At 69.5% G+C, this 18108-nt stretch carries 17 protein-coding genes; 9 read left to right on the top strand and 8 right to left on the bottom strand.

Annotated elements, in window-relative coordinates; all coding sequences use genetic code 11:
- The first annotated feature begins 24 nt into the window (after positions 1-24).
- The 4 genes from QTI20_RS01560 to QTI20_RS01575 are packed head-to-tail and all read left to right on the top strand — an operon-like array spanning position 25 to position 4559.
- The gene (locus QTI20_RS01560; RefSeq protein ID WP_286550646.1) at positions 25-804 is read left to right on the top strand and encodes a sterol desaturase family protein; all 780 of its coding nucleotides are present in this window, start codon (positions 25-27) and stop codon (positions 802-804) included.
- A gap of 11 nt (positions 805-815) precedes the next feature.
- A complete protein-coding gene (locus QTI20_RS01565) occupies positions 816-1736 on the top strand; it encodes a fatty acid desaturase (RefSeq protein ID WP_286550645.1) in 921 nt (306 codons plus the stop codon).
- Positions 1737-1741: 5 nt separating this feature from the next.
- Positions 1742-3637 carry a beta-ketoacyl-ACP synthase III gene (locus QTI20_RS01570; protein WP_286550644.1) on the top strand — a complete coding sequence of 632 codons (1896 nt, stop codon included), beginning with the start codon at positions 1742-1744 and terminating at the stop codon, positions 3635-3637.
- 1 nt (position 3638) lies between these two features.
- The gene (locus QTI20_RS01575) at positions 3639-4559 is read left to right on the top strand and encodes a DUF6999 family protein (protein WP_286550643.1); all 921 of its coding nucleotides are present in this window, start codon (positions 3639-3641) and stop codon (positions 4557-4559) included.
- A 1-nt stretch (position 4560) separates the two neighbouring features.
- Here QTI20_RS01575 and QTI20_RS01580 read toward each other — a convergent pair whose 3' ends face one another.
- Entirely contained in the window at positions 4561-5076 is a 516-nt protein-coding gene (locus tag QTI20_RS01580; RefSeq protein ID WP_503011823.1) for a peroxiredoxin, read from the bottom strand.
- A gap of 66 nt (positions 5077-5142) precedes the next feature.
- Between QTI20_RS01580 and QTI20_RS01585 the strand changes: the two genes are divergently transcribed.
- The gene (locus QTI20_RS01585) at positions 5143-6732 is read left to right on the top strand and encodes a phospholipase D family protein (RefSeq protein ID WP_286550641.1); all 1590 of its coding nucleotides are present in this window, start codon (positions 5143-5145) and stop codon (positions 6730-6732) included.
- 18 nt (positions 6733-6750) lie between these two features.
- Here the strand turns inward: QTI20_RS01585 and QTI20_RS01590 are convergent, their stop codons facing one another.
- A complete protein-coding gene (locus tag QTI20_RS01590; protein WP_286550640.1) occupies positions 6751-9225 on the bottom strand; it encodes a sodium-translocating pyrophosphatase in 2475 nt (824 codons plus the stop codon).
- A gap of 249 nt (positions 9226-9474) precedes the next feature.
- On the opposite strand from QTI20_RS01590, the gene ppa reads away from it, so the two are divergent.
- The 3 genes from ppa to QTI20_RS01605 all read left to right on the top strand — a co-directional run bounded on the left by ppa (position 9475) and on the right by QTI20_RS01605 (position 12752).
- Positions 9475-10002 (top strand): inorganic diphosphatase, encoded by a 528-nt coding sequence (gene ppa / locus QTI20_RS01595; RefSeq protein ID WP_183023692.1) that lies wholly within the window; start codon positions 9475-9477, stop codon positions 10000-10002.
- A 141-nt stretch (positions 10003-10143) separates the two neighbouring features.
- Positions 10144-11565 (top strand): MBOAT family O-acyltransferase, encoded by a 1422-nt coding sequence (locus tag QTI20_RS01600; RefSeq protein WP_286550639.1) that lies wholly within the window; start codon positions 10144-10146, stop codon positions 11563-11565.
- Between the two features lie 11 nt (positions 11566-11576).
- Positions 11577-12752 (top strand): DUF459 domain-containing protein, encoded by a 1176-nt coding sequence (locus tag QTI20_RS01605; RefSeq protein WP_286550638.1) that lies wholly within the window; start codon positions 11577-11579, stop codon positions 12750-12752.
- A gap of 12 nt (positions 12753-12764) precedes the next feature.
- On the opposite strand, the gene QTI20_RS01610 is transcribed toward QTI20_RS01605, so the two are convergent.
- The 3 genes from QTI20_RS01610 to QTI20_RS01620 are packed head-to-tail and all read right to left on the bottom strand — an operon-like array spanning position 12765 to position 16028.
- On the bottom strand, positions 12765-13862 hold the full coding sequence (locus QTI20_RS01610; RefSeq protein WP_286550637.1) for an alpha/beta hydrolase: 1098 nt from the start codon (positions 13860-13862) through the stop codon (positions 12765-12767).
- Between the two features lie 46 nt (positions 13863-13908).
- A complete protein-coding gene (locus QTI20_RS01615) occupies positions 13909-15078 on the bottom strand; it encodes a GNAT family N-acetyltransferase (protein ID WP_286550636.1) in 1170 nt (389 codons plus the stop codon).
- A 2-nt stretch (positions 15079-15080) separates the two neighbouring features.
- Positions 15081-16028, bottom strand: coding sequence for a DMT family transporter (locus QTI20_RS01620; RefSeq protein WP_183023687.1), 948 nt, complete (start codon positions 16026-16028; stop codon positions 15081-15083).
- A gap of 136 nt (positions 16029-16164) precedes the next feature.
- Here QTI20_RS01620 and QTI20_RS01625 point away from each other — a divergent pair, with 136 nt between their 5' ends.
- Positions 16165-16503, top strand: coding sequence for a P-II family nitrogen regulator (locus QTI20_RS01625; protein ID WP_183023686.1), 339 nt, complete (start codon positions 16165-16167; stop codon positions 16501-16503).
- Between the two features lie 19 nt (positions 16504-16522).
- On the opposite strand, the gene QTI20_RS01630 is transcribed toward QTI20_RS01625, so the two are convergent.
- The 3 genes from QTI20_RS01630 to QTI20_RS01640 are packed head-to-tail and all read right to left on the bottom strand — an operon-like array spanning position 16523 to position 18105.
- Positions 16523-17113 carry an LOG family protein gene (locus tag QTI20_RS01630; RefSeq protein ID WP_286550635.1) on the bottom strand — a complete coding sequence of 197 codons (591 nt, stop codon included), beginning with the start codon at positions 17111-17113 and terminating at the stop codon, positions 16523-16525.
- Between the two features lie 45 nt (positions 17114-17158).
- Positions 17159-17551: a diacylglycerol kinase gene (locus QTI20_RS01635; protein WP_286550634.1), complete on the bottom strand. Its 393-nt coding sequence runs from the start codon at positions 17549-17551 to the stop codon at positions 17159-17161.
- Positions 17548-18105, bottom strand: coding sequence for an RDD family protein (locus tag QTI20_RS01640; RefSeq protein ID WP_286550633.1), 558 nt, complete (start codon positions 18103-18105; stop codon positions 17548-17550). Before QTI20_RS01640 ends, QTI20_RS01635 begins: the two co-directional genes overlap by 4 nt.
- Positions 18106-18108 lie beyond the last annotated feature (3 nt).

Genomic DNA, 18108 nt, shown 5'->3' on the forward strand with positions numbered 1-18108 from the left:
GATGACCGCAGCGGCGGCCGACTGATGGGAGCCACTTTCCAGGCCTTGTCGCTGCCCGCGGTGATGCTCTGGGGCCTGGCCTTCTTCGGCGGCCTCTACCTGAGCTTCGGCGCGATCACCTGGCTGCTCACGCAGCGGGTGCTGCCCGCGCTGGGCATCGGCCGCATGCTCGATCCGCGGCCGGTGCGCGCCGAGCAATGGCGCCGCGAGTTCACGCAGTCGGGCCTGTCGGTGCTGATCTTCGGCCTGGGCATGGTCTTTCCCTGGGGCCTGCTGCAGCTGGGCTGGGCCCGGCTCGCGGTCGATGCGAGCGGCTGGCGGATCGCGGCCGAGATCCTGGTGCTCGCGGTCTGGAACGACGTGCATTTCTGGATCAACCACCGGCTGCTGCACACCCGGCCGCTGCGCCGCTTCCATGGGCCGCACCATCGTTCGGTGGTCACGACGCCGTTCTCCACCTACAGCTTCCATCCGATCGAGGCCCTGATGCTGGGCAACGTGATCCTGTGGCCGATGCTGGTGCACGACTTCAGCTTCTGGTCGCTGGCCTCGGTGCCGGTGTTCAGCCTGTTCTTCAACTGCATCGGCCACGCCAACTACGACTTCTTCACCCGCGTTTCCTACGGCCACTGGTTCGCCGCGAGCCGGCGCCACCACCTGCACCACGCGGCGCACGCGGGCAACTACGGTTTCCAGTTCACCTTCATGGACCGGCTGTTCGGCACCCGCCTGCCGGCCGATGCGGCCGAGGTGCAGCTCGAGGCCTTCCGCCGCAAGCAGGCGACACAAGGGCCTGGCGCCTGACCCGCGCACGCATGCCGCGCCTGCGCCACTTCCGCGACTGGCAGAGCCTGGCCTACCTGGTGGCGCTGCCCGCGCTCGCGGCCTGGCAATGGGTGCACGGCTTCTGGTGGCCGCTCTATGCGCTGATGCTCTTCCTCACGCTGGGCATCGGCGTGATCCACCACAACCACACGCACCTGCGCATGTGGCACGGGCGTTGGGCCAACCGGGCCACCGACCTTTACATCACGCTGCTGCAGGGCCATCCGACCTTCGTGTTCTGGCCGGCGCACGTGGCCAACCACCACCGGCATCGGCACGGCGAGCGCGACGTGGCGCGCACCTACCGCTTCGGCGGCGACACCAACCACTTGCTGGGCTACCTATTGCATCCGCTGCAGGCGGTGGTCGTGCTGTACCCGCACATCCTGGGCTGGCTCGCCGCGCTGCGCCGGCGCGGCCCGGGCGCCTTCCGCTACTGCCTGGCGCAGTACGCGGTGTGGCTGGGCTCCTGGGCGCTGCTGCTGGCGATCGACTGGCGCCGGGCGCTGCTGTTCGTGATCGTGCCGCAGCTGCACGGCCTGCACTGGCTGCTGGCGACCAACTACCTGCAGCATGCGCATGCCGACGGCAGTCCTCGCCGCGACAAAGGCGCGCCAGGCGATACGCAGGGGGGCGCACTGAACTACGCGCGCAACTTCGAGGGGCTGGTGAACCCGCTGTTGTTCAACATCGGGCTTCACACCGCTCACCACGAGAACCCGCATGCCCATTGGTCCGAACTCACCCGACTGCACCGCGACACCTACCGCGGGCGCGTCGACCCCGCGCTCAACGAGGGCGGCCTGCTGCCCTACATGTTCCGCGTGTTCGTGCTCGGCACCGTCGTGCCGCGCTTTCGCAGCCGCTCGCTGATGCCCGCGCGTCCCGCCGTCGACCCTTCCTCGCACTGAATCCCATGCCCGTTCCCTTCCAACGCGTCTATCTCCAGAGTGCCGGCAGCTTCCTGCCCGGCGAGCCCGTCGACAACGAGCGCATGGACGACTACATCGCGCCGCTCAACCGCCTGTCGCAGCGCATCAAGCGCCGGATCCTGGCCGAGAACGGCATCCGCGCGCGCCACTACGCGATCGACACCGAAGGCCGCACCGTTTTCACCAACGCGCAGCTCGCCGCCGGCGCGATCCGCGACTGCCTCGCGCGCGGTGGCGCCGACCTGACGCAGGTGTCGATGCTGGCCAGCGGCTCCTCGGGCGGCGACACGCTGATGCCCGGCTTCGCCAACATGATCCAGGGCGAACTCGCCGCGCCGCCGATGGAGACGCTGTCGGTGCACGGCATCTGCGCGGCCGGCGTGGGCGCGATCCAGGCCGCCGCGCAGGGCATCGAGCTGGGCGCGCACCGCAGCGCGCTCGCGGTGGCGGCCGAGATGCCCTCGCGCCTGTTCAAGCGCTCGCGCTTCGCCGCGCGCGGCTACGAGACCGACTTCGACTCGCACTTCCTGCGCTGGATGCTGTCCGACGGCGCCGGCGCGCTGCTGCTGTCCGACGGCGCGGCGCTGGCCGGCGCCAAGGGCCTGAAGCTCCGGCTCAAGTGGGTGCACCAGCGCGCCTTCTCGGGCGACTACCCGGTCTGCATGCAGCTGGGCCTGACCGAGGACCGCGAACGCGGCCACCTCGACTTCGGCTCCTGGGCCGAGGCCGAGGCCGCGGGTGCGCTGTCGCTGCGCCAGGACATCCGGTTGCTGCCGCACCTGTTCGACATCGGCATCCACGAGTACGCGGAGCTGGTGAAGGACGGCTGGGTCGACCCGGCGCGGGTCGACCATTTCCTGTGCCACTACTCCTCGGAGAAGTTCATCCCGGTCGTGGAAGACCTGATGGCCAAGGCCGGCCTCGCGATCCCGCGCGAGCGCTGGTACAGCAACCTGGCCTGGCGCGGCAACACCGGCGCGGCGTCGATCCTGGTGATGCTGGCGGAATTCCTGCAGACCCGCACGCTCCAGCCCGGCGAGCAGATCTTCTGCTACGTGCCGGAGTCGGGCCGCTTCATGGCTGCCTACATGCTGCTCGAGGTCGAAGCCGCCGACGCGCCGCCGGCCGCGATCGCCGCGCCGCAAGCCAAGGCGGCCCCGGCCGAAGACGAGTTCATCGCGCCGCCGCACGATCCCGGCGCCGCCCCCGACGGCCTGCGCGACCTGCTCACCGAGCTGGCCTCGGTCTGGCACGACTACCGCTCGCAGGTCTGGCGCACGCCGCTGGTGCGCAAGATCCGCGAGCGCCGCTTCGCCGTGCCCGACTACCTGAACTGGATGGCGCAATGGGTGCCGCAGGTGCGCGAGGGCAGCCTCTGGATGCGCGAAGGCGCGGCCTCGCTGACCGGCGACTACCGGACCCTGGCCGCGCTGATCGACGTGCATGCGGGCGAGGAGCAGAACGACTTCCAGATCCTGTTCGATGACTACCGCAAGGCCGGCGGCCCGGTCAGCGACATCGCCCAGCTGCGCCGCAACCCCGGTGGCGAGGCGCTCAATGCCTACCTGCACGGCCTGGCCGCCACGCCCAACCCGATCGGGCTGCTGGGTGCGATCTACGTCATCGAGGGCACGGGCCAGCGCATCGTGCCGGCGCTGCTGCCGCTGCTGAAGGCCGCGTTGAAGCTGCCGCCCGACGTGTTCCGCTTTCTCGAATACCACGGCCACAACGACGAGCACCACCTGAGCCGCTGGCTGATGGCGGTCGAGATGGTGATGGCGATCGACCCCGGCGGCGACGCGCCGCGGAAGATCGTCGAGACCGCGCGCCACACGGCCGCCCTGTATCTGATGCAGTTCCAGCACATCACGCAAGGATGAAATGAGCCGCCACCCGATCCCGGAATTTCTCTCGAAGCCGCACGACGAACGCGACCCCAGCCCCTGGCGCGCGCTCTACCTGGACCAGAGCACGCCGCTGCCGGACGAGGTCAAGGCGGCCTGGCTGGCCGATTCGAGCTCGGCCTCGCGGCAGTTCCTGCTGCCCTTCCTGCGGCCGCTGGCGCGCACCTTCATCGTCCTGTTCCAGGTCGTGAAGGTCTTCGTGCCGCGCAACTGGTCGCACTCGGGCCTGCTGCACCGCTTCCTGGCCTGGGGGCTGCAGCACTTCGTGTCGCCCGAGGCCAACTGGCTGATCCTGCGGCACTTCCATCTGGGTTCGCAGGTGCTGGCCTTCATCGGCGCCAATTCGCCGGTGCCGGTGGCCACCACGCCGCTGAGGCCGATGGACATCGATGCGCTCAAGGACCACACCTTCCTCAAGCACGACCTCAACCTGTTCAATTTCGTGATCCGCCTCAACACGGCGCTGCGGGAGAAGGGGCTGGAGCTGTGCAAGCCCGAGCACGTCGACTTCTCAATGATCCGCGACCCGGGCCTGAAGCTGGAGGACATGCCGCACGGCAAGCTCAACTTCCTCGACCTGCAGAGCGCGATCGAGCTGTTCACGCCGCTCTACCAGCTGATGCTCACCGACAACGATTTCTGGCGCGCGGCCAACTCGCTGCAGCTCGACGAGACCATCGGCATCTACGCGGCCACGCTGCTGGCGGCGCCGGAGCACCTGGTGCTGGTCAACAACAAGCACCCGCTGGTGCCGCTGTCGACCCTGCGCGCGGGCTACCGGCTGGTGATCCACGGCCTGTCGACCGAGATGCTGCACAGCCTGCTCGACCGCTTCCGCGCGGCGCAGGAGGAGGGCGTGGCGGTCAACACCACCAGCGGGCCGGCCGACGCCGGCTGAACTACTTCTTCGCCGCCGAGGGCAGGTCCTTGACCGCCGCCAGCATCTTCTCGACATGCTTGGCCGGGTTCAGGCTCTGGTAGTAGAAGGCGACCGCGCCATTGGGCGCGATCACGTAGGAGATCCGGTTGGCATACTCCGGCCGCGTCTGCATCAGCGCGTCGAAGGACTTGCTGATGGTCCGGGTCTGGTCGGAGGCCACCGGGAACTTGCCCTGGCAGGATTGGCTGGAGAATTTCGCCAGCGTTTCCGGGTCGTCGGTCGAGACGCCGATCACGGTGGCGCCGGCGGACTTGAAATCCTCGATGGCTTCGGCGAAGGCGTGGGCCTCCATCGAGCAGCCGGTGGAAAATGCGGCCGGAAAGAAGTACAGCACCACCGGTCCCTTCTGCAGCGCCTCGCCCAGCGAATAGGTGAAGGGCTTGCCGTCGAGGGCGGCCGGGGCGCTGAAGCGCGGGGCCGCCTCGCCGATGTCGAGCGCGGCCGAGGCTGGCGCCGAGACCCCGAAAGCGAGCATCATCAGCGGTATGACAAGAAATTTGGGAGCCATGGACAGCATGATTTCATCCCCGGAAAAACGATGATGCGCATCTTAGTCCGACCGGCCCTGGCGCGCTGCGCCGCGCGGCTGGCCTTGCTGGGTGCCGTGGTCTTGCTGGCGGCCTGCGGCGGCCTGCCGATCGCCAAGCAGATGGAACCCACGCTGTCGCGGCCGGTCGATCCGACGACGCCGCTGGCGAAGATCGTCCAGGCCTCGACGCCGCCGGGCGAGCATTCGGGCTTCCGCCTGATGCCGCTGGGCGTCTATTCGCTCGACGCCCGCATCGAACTGGCGCGCCGGGCCCAGCGCACCATCGACGTGCAGTACTACGTGCTGGCCAACGACGGCGCGGGCGGCCTGCTGTTGCGCACGCTCAAGGAAGCGGCGCTGCGCGGCGTTCGGGTGCGGCTCCTGGTCGACGACCTCTACACCGTCGACACCGACCAGATGCTGCTGGCGCTCACCGCCACGCCCAACGTCGAGGTGCGCCTGTTCAACCCCTTCTGCTGCGCGCGCGGCAGCCTGGCCGGCCGTTTCGCCGCCTCGGCCTTCGACGTGCAGCGGCTCAACCACCGGATGCACAACAAGCTTTTCATCGCCGACGGCGTGATGGCGGTGGCCGGCGGGCGCAACATCGCCGACGAGTACTTCACGCTGAACAGCGCCCAGAACTTCATCGACATGGACGCGCTGGTGGTGGGCAAGGTGATCCGGGAGCTGGAGGTGATCTTCGACCTCTACTGGAACAGCGAGGAGGTCTACCCGATCGCCGACATCGTCCAGCCCTACGCGGGCAAGACGGCCATGGACAGCGACTTCGACGCCCGCGTCGGCATGGGCGCGCCGCCGCCCAAGGTGGTGCTGCCGCCGGCCGACGTGCTGGGCTACGGTCCGATCGGCGAGGAGTTCGATGCCGGCCAGGTCGGCTTCCTCTGGGGCCAGGCCGCCGCGGTGGCCGACCCGCCCGCCAAGCTGCGCTACATGACCGCCGACGAGGCCTTCTCCACCAGCGTCACGGCGCACTTCTGGCAACAGCTGCTGCGGGCGGAGAACGACGTGGTGCTGACCTCGCCCTACATGGTGCCGGGCGAGCGCGGCATGGAAGGCTTCAAGGAATTGCGCGAGTGGGGCGTGAACGTCACGCTACTGACCAATTCGCTGGCGGCCAACGACGAGCCGCTGGTGCACAGCGGCTACGCGCGCTACCGCAAGCGGCTGCTGGAGCTGGGCGTGGACCTCTACGAACTGAGCCCGGAGCGCACCACGCGCAACAAGCGCCTGGGCATCTTCGGCAGTTCGCTGGGGCGGCTGCATGCCAAGACCGCGGTGGTGGACAAGCGGCGGGTGTTCATCGGTTCGGTCAACCTCGACCCGCGCTCGGCCACGCAGAACACCGAGCTCGGCATCTCGGTCGACAGCCCGCAGCTGGCGCGCGAGATGCTGCGCATCATCAACATCAGCAAGCTGGAGAGCGCCTACCGCGTGCGGCTCGACGGATCGCGCGGGCGGCTGGAGTGGCTGTCGATGGACGACGAGAAGGAACTGATCCTCTACGACGAGCCCGAATCGACCTGGCGCCAGCGCTTCTACATCAACCTCTTCGGGCCGCTGGTGCCCGAGGGATTGCTGTAGGGCGCTGCCGCGCCGTCCTTACTTCTTGACCGTGACCTCGACCCGCCGCGCCTCGGCGGGCGGCCCGTCGGCCTGGGTCTGCGCGGGCTTGGCCAGCTCGACCTTGTCGGCCGGCGCGCCCGCCGCCTTGAGCGCCTCGCCCACGGCCTCGGCGCGCTGCTTGGCGAGCTCGGCGTTTTTGGCCGGGTCGCCAGTGGCATCGTGGTAGCCGCTGACCAGCGCGGTGCCGCCGCTCTGCACGGCCTTCACCACATCGGCCAGGGCCTCGCGGCCGCCGGGGGCGACATCGGCCTTGCCGGTCGCGAAGTAGAACTTCACGATGCCGTTCTCCACCTTCACCAGCGCGCTTTCGGCCGCGGCCATGGGTGAAGCGGGCGCGGCGGCCGGGGCCATGGCCGCGGGCGGCGTCACCGGGGCGGCCGCCACTTCGCCGCCATGGAACTTGACCACCAGCGGCACGATCAGCAGCGCCACGATGTTGATGATCTTGATCAGCGGATTCACGGCCGGCCCGGCCGTGTCCTTGTAGGGGTCGCCCACGGTGTCGCCGGTGACGGCCGCCTTGTGCGCCTCGCTGCCCTTGCCGCCGTGGTGGCCGTCCTCGATGTACTTCTTGGCGTTGTCCCAGGCGCCGCCGCCGGTGCACATCGAGATCGCGACGAACAGGCCGGTGACGATGGTGCCCATCAGCAGGCCGCCCAGCGCCTTGGGGCCCAGCAGCAGGCCGACCAGGATCGGCACCACCACCGGCAGCAGCGAGGGGATCATCATCTCCTTGATCGCCGCGCCGGTCAGCATGCCCACGGCCTTGCCGTACTCGGGCTTGGCCGTGCCTTCCATGATGCCGGGGATCTCGCGGAACTGGCGCCGCACCTCCTCCACCACCGCGCCGGCCGCGCGGCCCACGGCCTCCATGGCCATGGCGCCGAACAGGTAGGGGATCAGCCCGCCGATGAACAGGCCGACGATCACCATCGGGTCGCTGAGGTTGAAGCTGATGGCCTGGCCGTAGCTCTCGAGCTTGTGGGTGTAGTCGGCGAACAGCACCAGCGAGGCCAGGCCGGCCGAGCCGATCGCATAGCCCTTGGTCACGGCCTTGGTGGTGTTGCCCACCGCGTCGAGCGGGTCGGTCACGGCACGCACGCTGGCCGGCAGCTCGGCCATCTCGGCGATGCCGCCGGCGTTGTCGGTGATCGGGCCGTAGGCGTCGAGCGCGACCACGATGCCGGCCATGCTCAGCATGGCCGTGGCCGCCACCGCGATGCCGAACAGGCCGGCCAGCGAATACGAGGCCAGGATCGCGATGCAGACGAAGATCACCGGCCAGGCGGTCGAGCGCATCGACACGCCCAGGCCCGCGATGATGTTGGTGCCGTGGCCGGTGGTCGAGGCTTGCGCGATGTGCTGCACCGGCTTGTACTGGGTGCCGGTGTAGTACTCGGTGATCCAGACCAGCGCCGCGGTCAGCGCCAGGCCGACGAAGCAGGCGCCGAAGAGCTTGAGCTGGCTGCCGCTCGCGGCGATGGCGTTGTCGGGAATGATCCAGCGGGTGACGAACCAGAAGGCGATCAGCGACAGCACGCCGGCCACCGCGAGGCCCTTGTAGAGCGCCGGCATCACGTTGGTCATGCCCGGCGAGGCCTTGACGAAGAAGCAGCCGATGATCGACGCGATGATCGACACGCCGCCCAGCGCCAGCGGGTAGAGCACCGCGTTGACCGGCGCGGCCGTGACCATCAGCGCGCCCAGCACCATGGTGGCGATCAGCGTGACCGCATAGGTCTCGAACAGGTCGGCCGCCATGCCGGCGCAGTCGCCCACGTTGTCGCCGACGTTGTCGGCGATCACCGCCGGGTTGCGCGGATCGTCTTCCGGAATGCCGGCCTCGACCTTGCCCACCAGGTCGGCGCCGACGTCGGCGCCCTTGGTGAAGATGCCGCCGCCCAGCCGGGCGAAGATCGAGATCAGCGAGGAGCCGAAGGCGAAGCCGATCAGCGGATTGAGCAGCGCCGCCAGGCCCGGGCCCTGTGCCGGGCTGTGGCCTGCGAGGAACCAGTAGAAGCCCGCCACGCCCAGCAGCCCCAGCCCCACCACCAGCATGCCGGTGATGGCGCCGCCGCGGAAGGCCACGTCGAGCGCCGGGCCGATGCCCTGCGTCGCGGCCTGGGCGGTGCGCACGTTGGCGCGCACCGAGACGTTCATGCCGATGAAGCCGCAGGCGCCCGAGAGCACCGCGCCGATCACGAAGCCGATGGCGGTGGTGGCGTCGAGGAACAGGCCGATCAGGATCGCCAGCACCAGGCCCACGATGCCGATGGTGCGGTACTGCTTGGCCAGGTAGGCGGCGGCGCCCTGCTGGATCGCGGCCGCGATCTCCTGCATGCGGGGGTTGCCGGGGTCTTTCGCGAGGATCCAGCTGCGGGCCCAGAAACCATAGCCGACGGCCACCAGGCCGCAGACGATGGCGAGGACGAGAGGGGTGTTGCCAATCATGCCTTGCATCTCCATTCGTTCGTTGTGACTTGTGGAGACGAGAGCCGGACCCGGTGCGCAACGCGTACGGGTCAGGCTGCCGTCGCGTTGCTTCCTCGAAGCCTGCACCGTGGAACGACGCAGGCCGATTGGCCAACGGCGGCAATTTACAGGCAAATGCGAAGGCGTGGTGCGGTCCGGGCAGGCCACGAAAGTAAACTTCGGGTTTGTCCGAATCCACCCCAAACTTTTCACTACACCGCTAAAACCATGTCCCTCGACAAAGTTTCCCCCGGCAAGAACCTCCCCGATGCCTTCAACGTGGTCATCGAGATCCCGATGAATTCGGACCCGATCAAGTACGAGGTGGACAAGGAATCGGGCGCGCTGTTCGTCGATCGCTTCATGACGACCGCGATGTACTACCCCGCCAACTACGGCTACGTGCCGCAGACCCTGAGCGGCGACGGCGACCCGGTCGACGTGCTGGTGATCGCGCCGTACCCGCTGCTGCCGGGGGTGGTGGTTCCCTGCCGCCCCCTGGGCATCCTGATGATGGAAGACGAGGCCGGTGTCGACGGCAAGGTGCTGGCCGTGCCCACCACCAAGGTGCTGCCGATCTACAGCCACTGGAACTCGATCGACGACGTGAACCCGATGCGCCTGAAGGCCATCAGCCACTTCTTCGAGCACTACAAGGACCTCGAGGCCAACAAGTGGGTCAAGATCCTGGGCTGGGAAGGCATCGACGCGGCCAAGAAGGAAATCCTGGACGGCATCGCGAACTACAACAAGTAAGCCGGTCCCGGCACGCAAAAGCGCCACCGCCCCTCGGGGGCCGTGGCGCTTTTTGCTGCGCGCCGTGCGTGCGGGGGCGGCCGGCGCGGCGGCCCGGAACGGGCCCCTACAATCCATCGCCTTCACCGCTTCCCCTTCGCCATGCTGTTTCCAACGGTCGAGTACGGCCTCTTCTTCCTGCTCGTGCTCGCGGTGGCCTGGGGACTCTGCCGCTGGCTGGATGCGCACAAGGCCTTCCTGCTGATCGCCAGCTATGTCTTCTACGGCTTCTGGAACTGGGCCTATGTGCCGCTGCTGTTCGGCATCTCGCTGTTCGCGGGCCTGGTGGCGCAGCGCATCCAGCGCAGCGAGGACGCCAGGGTGCGCAAGCGCTGGCTGGTGTTCGGCGTGGTGGTCTGCCTCGCGGTGCTGGTCCATTACAAGTACACGACCTTCCTGCTGCTGGCGCTGATCGACGCCTGGGGCGCCTTCGGCACGCCGCCCGCGATCCAGCTCGACAGCGTGGCGCTGCCGCTAGGCGTGTCCTTCTTCGTCTTCCACGCGATCTCGCTGCTGGGCGACGTGTACCGGCGCAAGCTCAAGCAGGCGGTGCGCATCCCCGACGTTCTGCTCTACGTGGCCTTCTTCCCGCAGCTGATCGCCGGCCCGATCCTGCGCGCCTCGCAGTTCATGCCGCAGCTGCTGGAGCGCCGCCGGCCCGATGCGGTGCGCGTGAACCGCGGCCTGATGCTGATCGTGGTGGGCCTGTTCAAGAAGGTGGTGGTGGCCAACCTGCTGGCCACGCAGCTGGTCGACCCGGTGTTCTCCAACCCGCGCATCTACGGCGGCTGGGACATGCTGCTGGCGGTCTACGGCTACGCGGTGCAGATCTATTGCGACTTCTCGGGCTACACCGACATCGCGATCGGCTGCGCGCTGCTGCTGGGCTACCGCTTCCCGCGCAACTTCGACGCGCCCTACGTCTCGGGCAGCCCGCAGGAGTTCTGGCGCCGCTGGCACATCTCGCTGTCGACCTGGCTGCGCGACTACCTCTACATCCCGCTGGGCGGCTCGCGCGGCGGCCCGTGGCGCACCAGCCTCAACCTGATGGTCACGATGCTGCTGGGCGGCCTGTGGCACGGCGCGGCCTGGACCTTCGTGGTCTGGGGCGCGCTGCATGGCCTGTACCTGGTGATCCACCGCGCCTGGGCCGCCTTGCCCTGGCCCGCGCTGGTGCGCTGGCGCGCCACCGTGGCCTGGCGCTGGATCGCGCGGCTGCTGCTGTTCCATGCGGTGTGCGCGGCCTGGGTGTTCTTCCGCGCGCCGAGCTTCGACCTGGCCTTCGCCGTCTTCGGTCGGCTGGCCGAGCCGGGCGTGCTGACCTTGGCCACCGGACCGGTGCTGATCGCGCTGACCATCGGGCTCGCCGGCCAGTACGTGCCGCGGCGCTGGTTCAATGCGCTCGAGCTGGGCCTCGGCCGCTGGCCCGCGCTGCTGCGCGGCGGCGCGCTCGCCACGGCGGTGTTCGCGATCGACCTGCTGGGCCCGACCGGGATCGCGCCCTTCATCTACTTCCAGTTCTGACGATGGCGCCGATGACCCGCTCTTCCTCGCCCAGCATGCTGCGCCGCGTGCTGCGCAACGACCGCCGCGAGCTGGCGCTGGTCGCGGCCGGCTTCGTGCTCGTGATCGCGCTGCTCGAATCGCGCGGCCTGATCGTCTGGGCCGACCGGCTCGAGGTCGGGCCGCTGCAGCAGCAACTGGCGCAGGGCACGCGCGCGCTCGACGGCGCGCTCACGCCGCTGGGCATCGCGGCCTGGCGGCCGCGCGCGCTCGAGACCCTGGCGCGCAGCGGCTGGAGCGACATGCCGCAGGACGATGGCAAGCAGGCGGCGCCGGCGACGGTGCTCGTGGCCCAGGCGCCGGCGCCCTTGCCGGCGGCGTCGGCACCGGCGCCGATGCCGCCTGCCGCATCCGCATCGGCCCCCTCGGCGGCCGTTGCCGCAGCGCCGGTGGCAGCGCCCCCGGCCGGTCCTGTCGAGGCCCTGCCCGTGGCCCAGGCGCTGCAGGGTGGCACCGTGCTGACCCCGCTGCCGCAGGCCACGGCCGCGCGCCCGCGCATCGTCGCGCTGGCCGGCGACTCGGTGATGGCCGTGGGCCTGAGCGCGCAGCTGCAGCGCGACCTCGCGCCGTACCGAGACAGCATCGTCACGCTCAAGGCCTACCGCTCGGCCACCGGCCTGGCCCGGCCCGAGGTGTTCGACTGGCTCAACGAGTACCCACTGATGCTCGAGCACCGGCGGCCCGACGTGGTGATCGTCGCCATCGGCGCCAACGACGGCCAGGGCTTCGTCGAGGGCGGCAAGGTCAAGGCCTTCGGCACGCCCGAGTGGCACGCGGTCTACGCCAAACGCATCGCCGACTACCTGGCCATGCTGGCGCGCGACGGCGCCCTGGTGCTGTGGCTGCAGCTGCCGCCGATGAAGTCGGCCAAGTTCAATGCGCGCATGGAGACCATCAACGAGATCGCGCGCGAGGCCGTGGCGCGCGAGCCGCGCGCGATCTGGTGGAACCCCATGGGCCGCATCGCCGACGTCAACGGCGAGTTCCGCGAGTTCGGGCCGCGGGCCGACGGCAAGAAGACGGTGCGGCTGCGCGAGGCCGACGGCATCCATCTGTCCGACGAGGGTGCCGGGCTCATCACGCCGGACCTGGTGCGCTGGTTGAATCCCGCGGCGCCGCCCGCGCCGACACCGCGCGGCGGCTCCTGAAGCGCCAGCGCCTCAGCGGCAGGGGTCTTCGAGGCGCGCCGGCTTGTAGGGCGTGCCGTCGGGCCAGCTGCCCAGCGACAGCTGCTCGGGCGTGCCGGGGCCGAACACCACGGGTTGCAGCGTGCCCAGCCGCAGGCTGTCGAGCACGCCGTCGACCACCTTCCAGTAGCCGTGGAAGTCCAGCTGGTTGAGCGAGCCCGAGGCCTCGTAGGCGGGGCGGCCGACCAGCGTGGACGGGAAGTCCTGTGAGCTCAGCGCGAAGTCGTAGCGGCTGTCCGGCGCGCCCGGCGAGCCGTGGCCGGCCATCACCTTGCGGCCGTTGTTCTCGTCCGAGGGCAGCACCATCATCACCCGGCGCTCGCGCGGGATGTGGCACAGCTTGGCCATCAGCTTGCGGGCCGTGGGCAGGCCGATGGGGTCGGCTTCGCCGGTGACGATCGCGATCGGCAGGGTGGGCGGCAGCAGCTGGATCGGGCCGACGATGCTGCGGCCGAGCTCGCCGCGCGCCACATGGTGCGCGTCGCCCGGGCCGGTGAGCACGATGGCGTCGGGCGGCGGCAGGTTGAAGCGCTGCGGGTCGAGCGCCAGGCCCAGCGAGATCGCCGCGCCCATCGAGAAGCCGTAGTAGAGCGTGCGGCCGGGCTCGGGCCGCAGGCCGAAGCTCTTTTCCAGCACGTCGAGCGCGCGCCGGTTGGCCGCGCCCGCGGTCTCGGTGACGGTCTGCGGCGAGGTCTTGTCCGAGTCCTGGTAGACCGGGTAGACCACCGCGTGGCCGCTGCGCGCCAGGTGGTCGATCATGGCGCCGAAGTTGAGCGGGCTCATGCCCAGCCAGCCGTGGTGCAGCAGCACCACCGGCACCTGGCCCACCGGCCGCGGGCGCGCCGGCACGAACAGGTAGGCGCGCTGGGCGCCGTCGCCGATCACGCGCACGTCGACGGCGGCGTGGGTCTCGCGCGCCTTGTAGCTTTCGGGGCTGTAGGAAGAGGTCATGGCGCGCGGGGCCTGGGCATGGGCCGGGGCGAACAGCAGCAGGGTGCTCAGGCTGGCCGCGAGGGCCGGGCGCAGGGCGAGGGACAGGAGAGACGAGGGTCGGGAAGGCTGAAAGGGCATGCGGGGTTCCGGTGCGCGACAGCCTCGATTGTCATGCCGCGCGCCGTCAGGCCTTGGCCTTGAACGGGCTGCGCTCGTCCAGGTGTTCCATGTAGTTCTCGATGCCCGCACCCTCGCGCTCCAGAAAGCGCTCGACCGCATCGGCGAAGGCCGGGTGCGCGAGCCAGTGCGCGCTGGTGGTCTTGACCGGCATCAGCGCGCGCGCCATCTTGTGCTCGCCCTGCGCACCGCCCTCGAAGCGCTGCACGCCGTGCGCGATGCACCAGGCCAGCGGCTGGTAGTAGCAGGCCTCGAAGTGCAGGCAGTCCACGCGCTCGAGCGCGCCCCAGTAGCGGCCGTAGGCCGCGGTCGGCGCCTCGGTGCCGTCGAGCGACAGCGCGATCAGGCTGGAGGCGATCGGCTGGCCCTCGCGCTCGGCCACGAACAGCAGCCAGGCCTCGGGCAGCGTGTCGGCCATGCGCTGGAAGAAGTCGCGCGTGAGGTAGGGCGCGTTGCCGTGCTCGCGGTAGGTGCGGGCGTAGCAGCGGTAGAAGAAGTCCCAGTCGGCGGACGTGATCTCGCGGCCGCGCGCCGAGCGGAAGACGACGCCCGCCTCGGCGACCTTGCGGCGCTCCTGGCGGATCTTCTTGCGCTTGTCGTGCGAGAGGCTGGCGAGGAAGGACTCGAAGTCGGCGTAGCCGGTGGGCGCTTCGTTCGTCCAGTGGAATTGCACCGTATTGCGCAGCATCAACCCCGCTTCGCTGCAAGCGGCGATGTCTTCGTCCGAGCCGAACAGCAGGTGCAGCGAGGACAGCTCCGCCTGCTTGCAGAACTGGATCAGGCCCTGCACCAGCAGCGCGCGGCTCGCGGCGTCGCGCGCCAGCAGGCGGGCGCCGGGCACGGGCGTGAAGGGCACGGCCACCACCGCCTTGGGGTAGTAGGCCAGGCCGTGCTGCTCGTAGGCGTTGGCCCAGGCCCAGTCGAACACGTACTCGCCATAGGAATGGTCCTTGACGTACAGCGGGCAGGCGGCCACCAGTTTCTTGCCGCGCCACAGCGTGGCGAACTGCGCGGTCCAGCCGCTCTCGGGCGTGGCGCTGCCGCTGCGGTGCAGCGCGTCGAGGTACTCGTGCCGCATGAAGGGGCTGGGCGCGGGCTGGGCGGCCAGCAGCTCGTTCCAGGCCGCGGCGTCGATGTCGGAGGGGGCGCCGTGAAGGCGCAGCACGGGATCGGCCATGCTCACGCCTTGGCCAGCCGGCGCGCGCCGAGGTGCTCGGCCACGTAGATGCCGCCCAGCACCAGCGCCAGCGCGGCCGCGTGGTAAAGCCACAGCGGCTCGCCCAGCACCAGCACCGCGAGCAGCGGGCCGAAGATCGGCACCAGGTTCATGAACATGCCGGCGCGCGCGGGGCCGATCAGGCTCACGGCCTGGATGAAGGTCAGCTGCGAGACGAAGGAGGGCAGCAGGCCGATGAACAGGATCAGCAGCAGGCCCTTGCCCGTGGGCAGGTAGGACTGGCCCATGGCGATCTCCACCGCCACCAGCGGCAGGGAGACCAGCGCGGCCACCGCGGCCGTGGCCGCGAAGAAGACGATGGCCGGCACCGGCGGCCGGCGGCGCAGCCCCAGCGCATAGCCCGCATAGAACAGGCAGGCGATGATCATCCAGACGTCGCCGATGTTGAACTGCAGGCCGGCCAGCACCGCCAGCCGGCCCTGCGAGGCGACCACCGCGATGCCGGCGATGGTCATGGCCACGCCCACCAGCTGCAGCGCCGTGATGCGCGTGCGGTAGAAGAAGAAACTGCCGATCAGCACCAGCATGGGCATCGTGCCCTGGATGATCGCGATGTTGATCGCGGTCGTGTGGTACGCCGCCGCGTAGAACAGCGCATTGAAGGCGGTGAAGCCCATGGTGCCCATCAGCGCCACGTAGCGCCACGAGGGCAGCAGCGTGCGCCAGTGGGTGGCGATCTGCCCGCGCGAGGTGAGCACCAGGGCGGTGCAGCAGATGCCCCAGCGCAGGAAGGTCAGCAGCATCGGCGGCACCTCGCCGACCGCCAGCCGCGCCGCCACCGCGTTGGCGCCCCAGATCAGCATGGTGAGCACGAGCAGCACATAGGCCTGCCCGTTGAACCACGCGAAGAAGGTGGCGAAGAAAGTCGGACGGGGGGAGCTGGCGCGCATCGGCGGGGAGACTAACAGCCCGCGGCCGCCCCTGCTGAAGCGGGGATTCGCGCACGCGCATGAAGGGCCGATGACATAATCGTCCGGCGCCATCTCACTTCGAAGAGGCAAAAGACACCGCAGGACGACCCGCCCCATGAAACTCATCACCGTCATCGTCAAACCCTTCAAGCTCGACGACGTGCGCGAGGCGTTGGCCGAGGTCGGCGTCACGGGTCTCACCGTCACCGAGGTCAAGGGCTTCGGCCGCCAGAAGGGCCACACCGAGCTCTACCGCGGCGCCGAGTACGTGGTCGACTTCCTGCCCAAGATGAAGATCGAGGTCGTGGCCAACGAGGCCGACGTCGACCGCTGCGTCGAGGCCATCATCGGCGCGGCGCGCACCGGCAAGATCGGCGACGGCAAGATCTTCGTGACCGAGGTCGAGCGCGTGGTGCGCATCCGCACCGGCGAAGAGGGCGAAGCGGCGGTCTGACCGCCTCTTTCCTCCCCCGTCAGACGATTTCCGCCAGCTTGTCGCCGCCCGGCCGGCTGCGCGCTTCGGTGACCAGCGCTTCGAGCAGGGGCGCGGCATCGGCCCCGCTGCGCACCAGGTCCATCTGCCACTCGCCCATGAAGCCCTCGCGCACGCAGTTGCCGAGGAAGGCCAGCAGGCTCTCGTAGTAGCCCGCGGTGTTCAGGATGCCCACCGGCTTGTCGTGGTAGCCGAGCTGGCGCCAGGTCCAGATCTCGAACAGTTCCTCGAAGGTGCCGATGCCGCCGGGCAGCGCGATGAAGGCGTCGGCGCGCTCGCCCATCATCGCCTTGCGCTCGTGCATGGTGTCGACGACGTGCAGCTCGTCGCACAGGCGGTTGGCCAGTTCCTTGTCCACCAGGGCCTTGGGAATGATGCCGACCACGCGGCCGCCGGCGGCGCGCGTGGCTTCGGCCACCGTGCCCATCAGGCCGGTACGGCCTCCGCCATAGACCAGTTGGCCACCCCGTTCGCCGATCCAGCGGCCGACGGCTTCGGCCACCGCGGTGAACTCGGGACGCTCGCCGGGACGCGAGCCGCAATAGACGCAAATCGAAAAAGTGGGGGTCATGTGTCGATCATGCCGCGACCGTGTGACGGCGTTGGCGCAGGAGAATCAGGCGAAGAAACGCTGCCAGAGCGCGGCCAGCCAGACGCCGCCGCACAGCAGGATGGACAGCAGCACCGCGGCGCTGCCCATGTCCTTGGCGTCCTTGGAGAAACTGTGCCATTCGGGGCCGATGCGGTCGATCGCGGCCTCGATGCCGCTGTTGAGCAGTTCGACGATCAGCACCAGCACCACGGTGGCGATCAGCAGCGCGGTCTCGACCCAGCTGCGGCCGACCCAGAAGGCGGCCGGCAGCATGACGACGGCGCACACCACTTCCTGGCGGAAGGCCGGCTCGCGCCAGCCGGCGCGGTAGCCGTCGATGGAGATCAGCGCCGCATGCCAGACGCGGCGCAGGCCGGTGCGCGATTTCTGCGGGTTGACCGGTGCCGAATCGCTCATATGCGGCTCATGGGCTTGGAGGTGATCAGCCGCGTGCCGGCCCAGGCGTCGTGCCAGAACTGCTTTTGCGGGTGGAAGCGGGCCAGCAGCGCCCAGACGACCACCCAGCCGCCCACCAGCAGCGCCGATTCGCCGCCCGAGAGCTTGAAGGGCGCGATGGCCGCCAGCGGCGGCAGGAACCAGACCCAGCTCAGCAGGTAGCGCAGCAGCGCGCGGGCTTGGGAGATCGCGCGGCCCTGGCGGTCGACCACGCGGATGTTCCAGGTCTTCATGGCCAGGGTCTGGCCGCGGGCCCAGAACCAGCCGAAGTACACGCCGAAGATCACGAACAGGAAGGCCTGCAGCAGCGAGCGGCGCGAATCCATCGCGTCGCGCATCTGGCCCAGCGTGCTGAACAGCCAGGCCGAGACGAAGACCACGGCGAACATCAGCATGCCCTCGTAGAGCCAGCAGGCCATGCGGCGCCAGAGGCCGGGGGTCACCATCGCGGGGCGCACGGCGCCGCCGACGGGCTCGCCGGCGGCGCCGGCGACCTCAGGAAAACTCGAAGTCATCGA

This window comes from Variovorax sp. J2P1-31, assembly GCF_030317215.1.
GTDB lineage: Bacteria > Pseudomonadota > Gammaproteobacteria > Burkholderiales > Burkholderiaceae_C > Variovorax.

What these genes read in the sequence shown, in the direction of transcription:
- QTI20_RS01600 (WP_286550639.1), top strand. Translation starts at nt 10,144, where the DNA reads ATGCTGTTTCCAACGGTCGAGTACGGCCTCTTCTTCCTGCTCGTGCTC.
- QTI20_RS01575 (WP_286550643.1), top strand. Translation starts at nt 3,639, where the DNA reads ATGAGCCGCCACCCGATCCCGGAATTTCTCTCGAAGCCGCACGACGAA.
- QTI20_RS01640 (WP_286550633.1), bottom strand. Translation starts at nt 18,105, where the DNA reads ATGACTTCGAGTTTTCCTGAGGTCGCCGGCGCCGCCGGCGAGCCCGTC.
- QTI20_RS01565 (WP_286550645.1), top strand. Translation starts at nt 816, where the DNA reads ATGCCGCGCCTGCGCCACTTCCGCGACTGGCAGAGCCTGGCCTACCTG.
- QTI20_RS01630 (WP_286550635.1), bottom strand. Translation starts at nt 17,113, where the DNA reads ATGACCCCCACTTTTTCGATTTGCGTCTATTGCGGCTCGCGTCCCGGC.
- QTI20_RS01580 (WP_503011823.1), bottom strand. Translation starts at nt 5,076, where the DNA reads ATGCTCGCTTTCGGGGTCTCGGCGCCAGCCTCGGCCGCGCTCGACATC.
- QTI20_RS01610 (WP_286550637.1), bottom strand. Translation starts at nt 13,862, where the DNA reads ATGCCCTTTCAGCCTTCCCGACCCTCGTCTCTCCTGTCCCTCGCCCTG.
- QTI20_RS01585 (WP_286550641.1), top strand. Translation starts at nt 5,143, where the DNA reads ATGCGCATCTTAGTCCGACCGGCCCTGGCGCGCTGCGCCGCGCGGCTG.
- QTI20_RS01590 (WP_286550640.1), bottom strand. Translation starts at nt 9,225, where the DNA reads ATGATTGGCAACACCCCTCTCGTCCTCGCCATCGTCTGCGGCCTGGTG.
- QTI20_RS01625 (WP_183023686.1), top strand. Translation starts at nt 16,165, where the DNA reads ATGAAACTCATCACCGTCATCGTCAAACCCTTCAAGCTCGACGACGTG.
- QTI20_RS01570 (WP_286550644.1), top strand. Translation starts at nt 1,742, where the DNA reads ATGCCCGTTCCCTTCCAACGCGTCTATCTCCAGAGTGCCGGCAGCTTC.
- QTI20_RS01605 (WP_286550638.1), top strand. Translation starts at nt 11,577, where the DNA reads ATGACCCGCTCTTCCTCGCCCAGCATGCTGCGCCGCGTGCTGCGCAAC.
- QTI20_RS01635 (WP_286550634.1), bottom strand. Translation starts at nt 17,551, where the DNA reads ATGAGCGATTCGGCACCGGTCAACCCGCAGAAATCGCGCACCGGCCTG.
- QTI20_RS01615 (WP_286550636.1), bottom strand. Translation starts at nt 15,078, where the DNA reads ATGGCCGATCCCGTGCTGCGCCTTCACGGCGCCCCCTCCGACATCGAC.
- QTI20_RS01560 (WP_286550646.1), top strand. Translation starts at nt 25, where the DNA reads ATGGGAGCCACTTTCCAGGCCTTGTCGCTGCCCGCGGTGATGCTCTGG.
- ppa (WP_183023692.1), top strand. Translation starts at nt 9,475, where the DNA reads ATGTCCCTCGACAAAGTTTCCCCCGGCAAGAACCTCCCCGATGCCTTC.
- QTI20_RS01620 (WP_183023687.1), bottom strand. Translation starts at nt 16,028, where the DNA reads ATGCGCGCCAGCTCCCCCCGTCCGACTTTCTTCGCCACCTTCTTCGCG.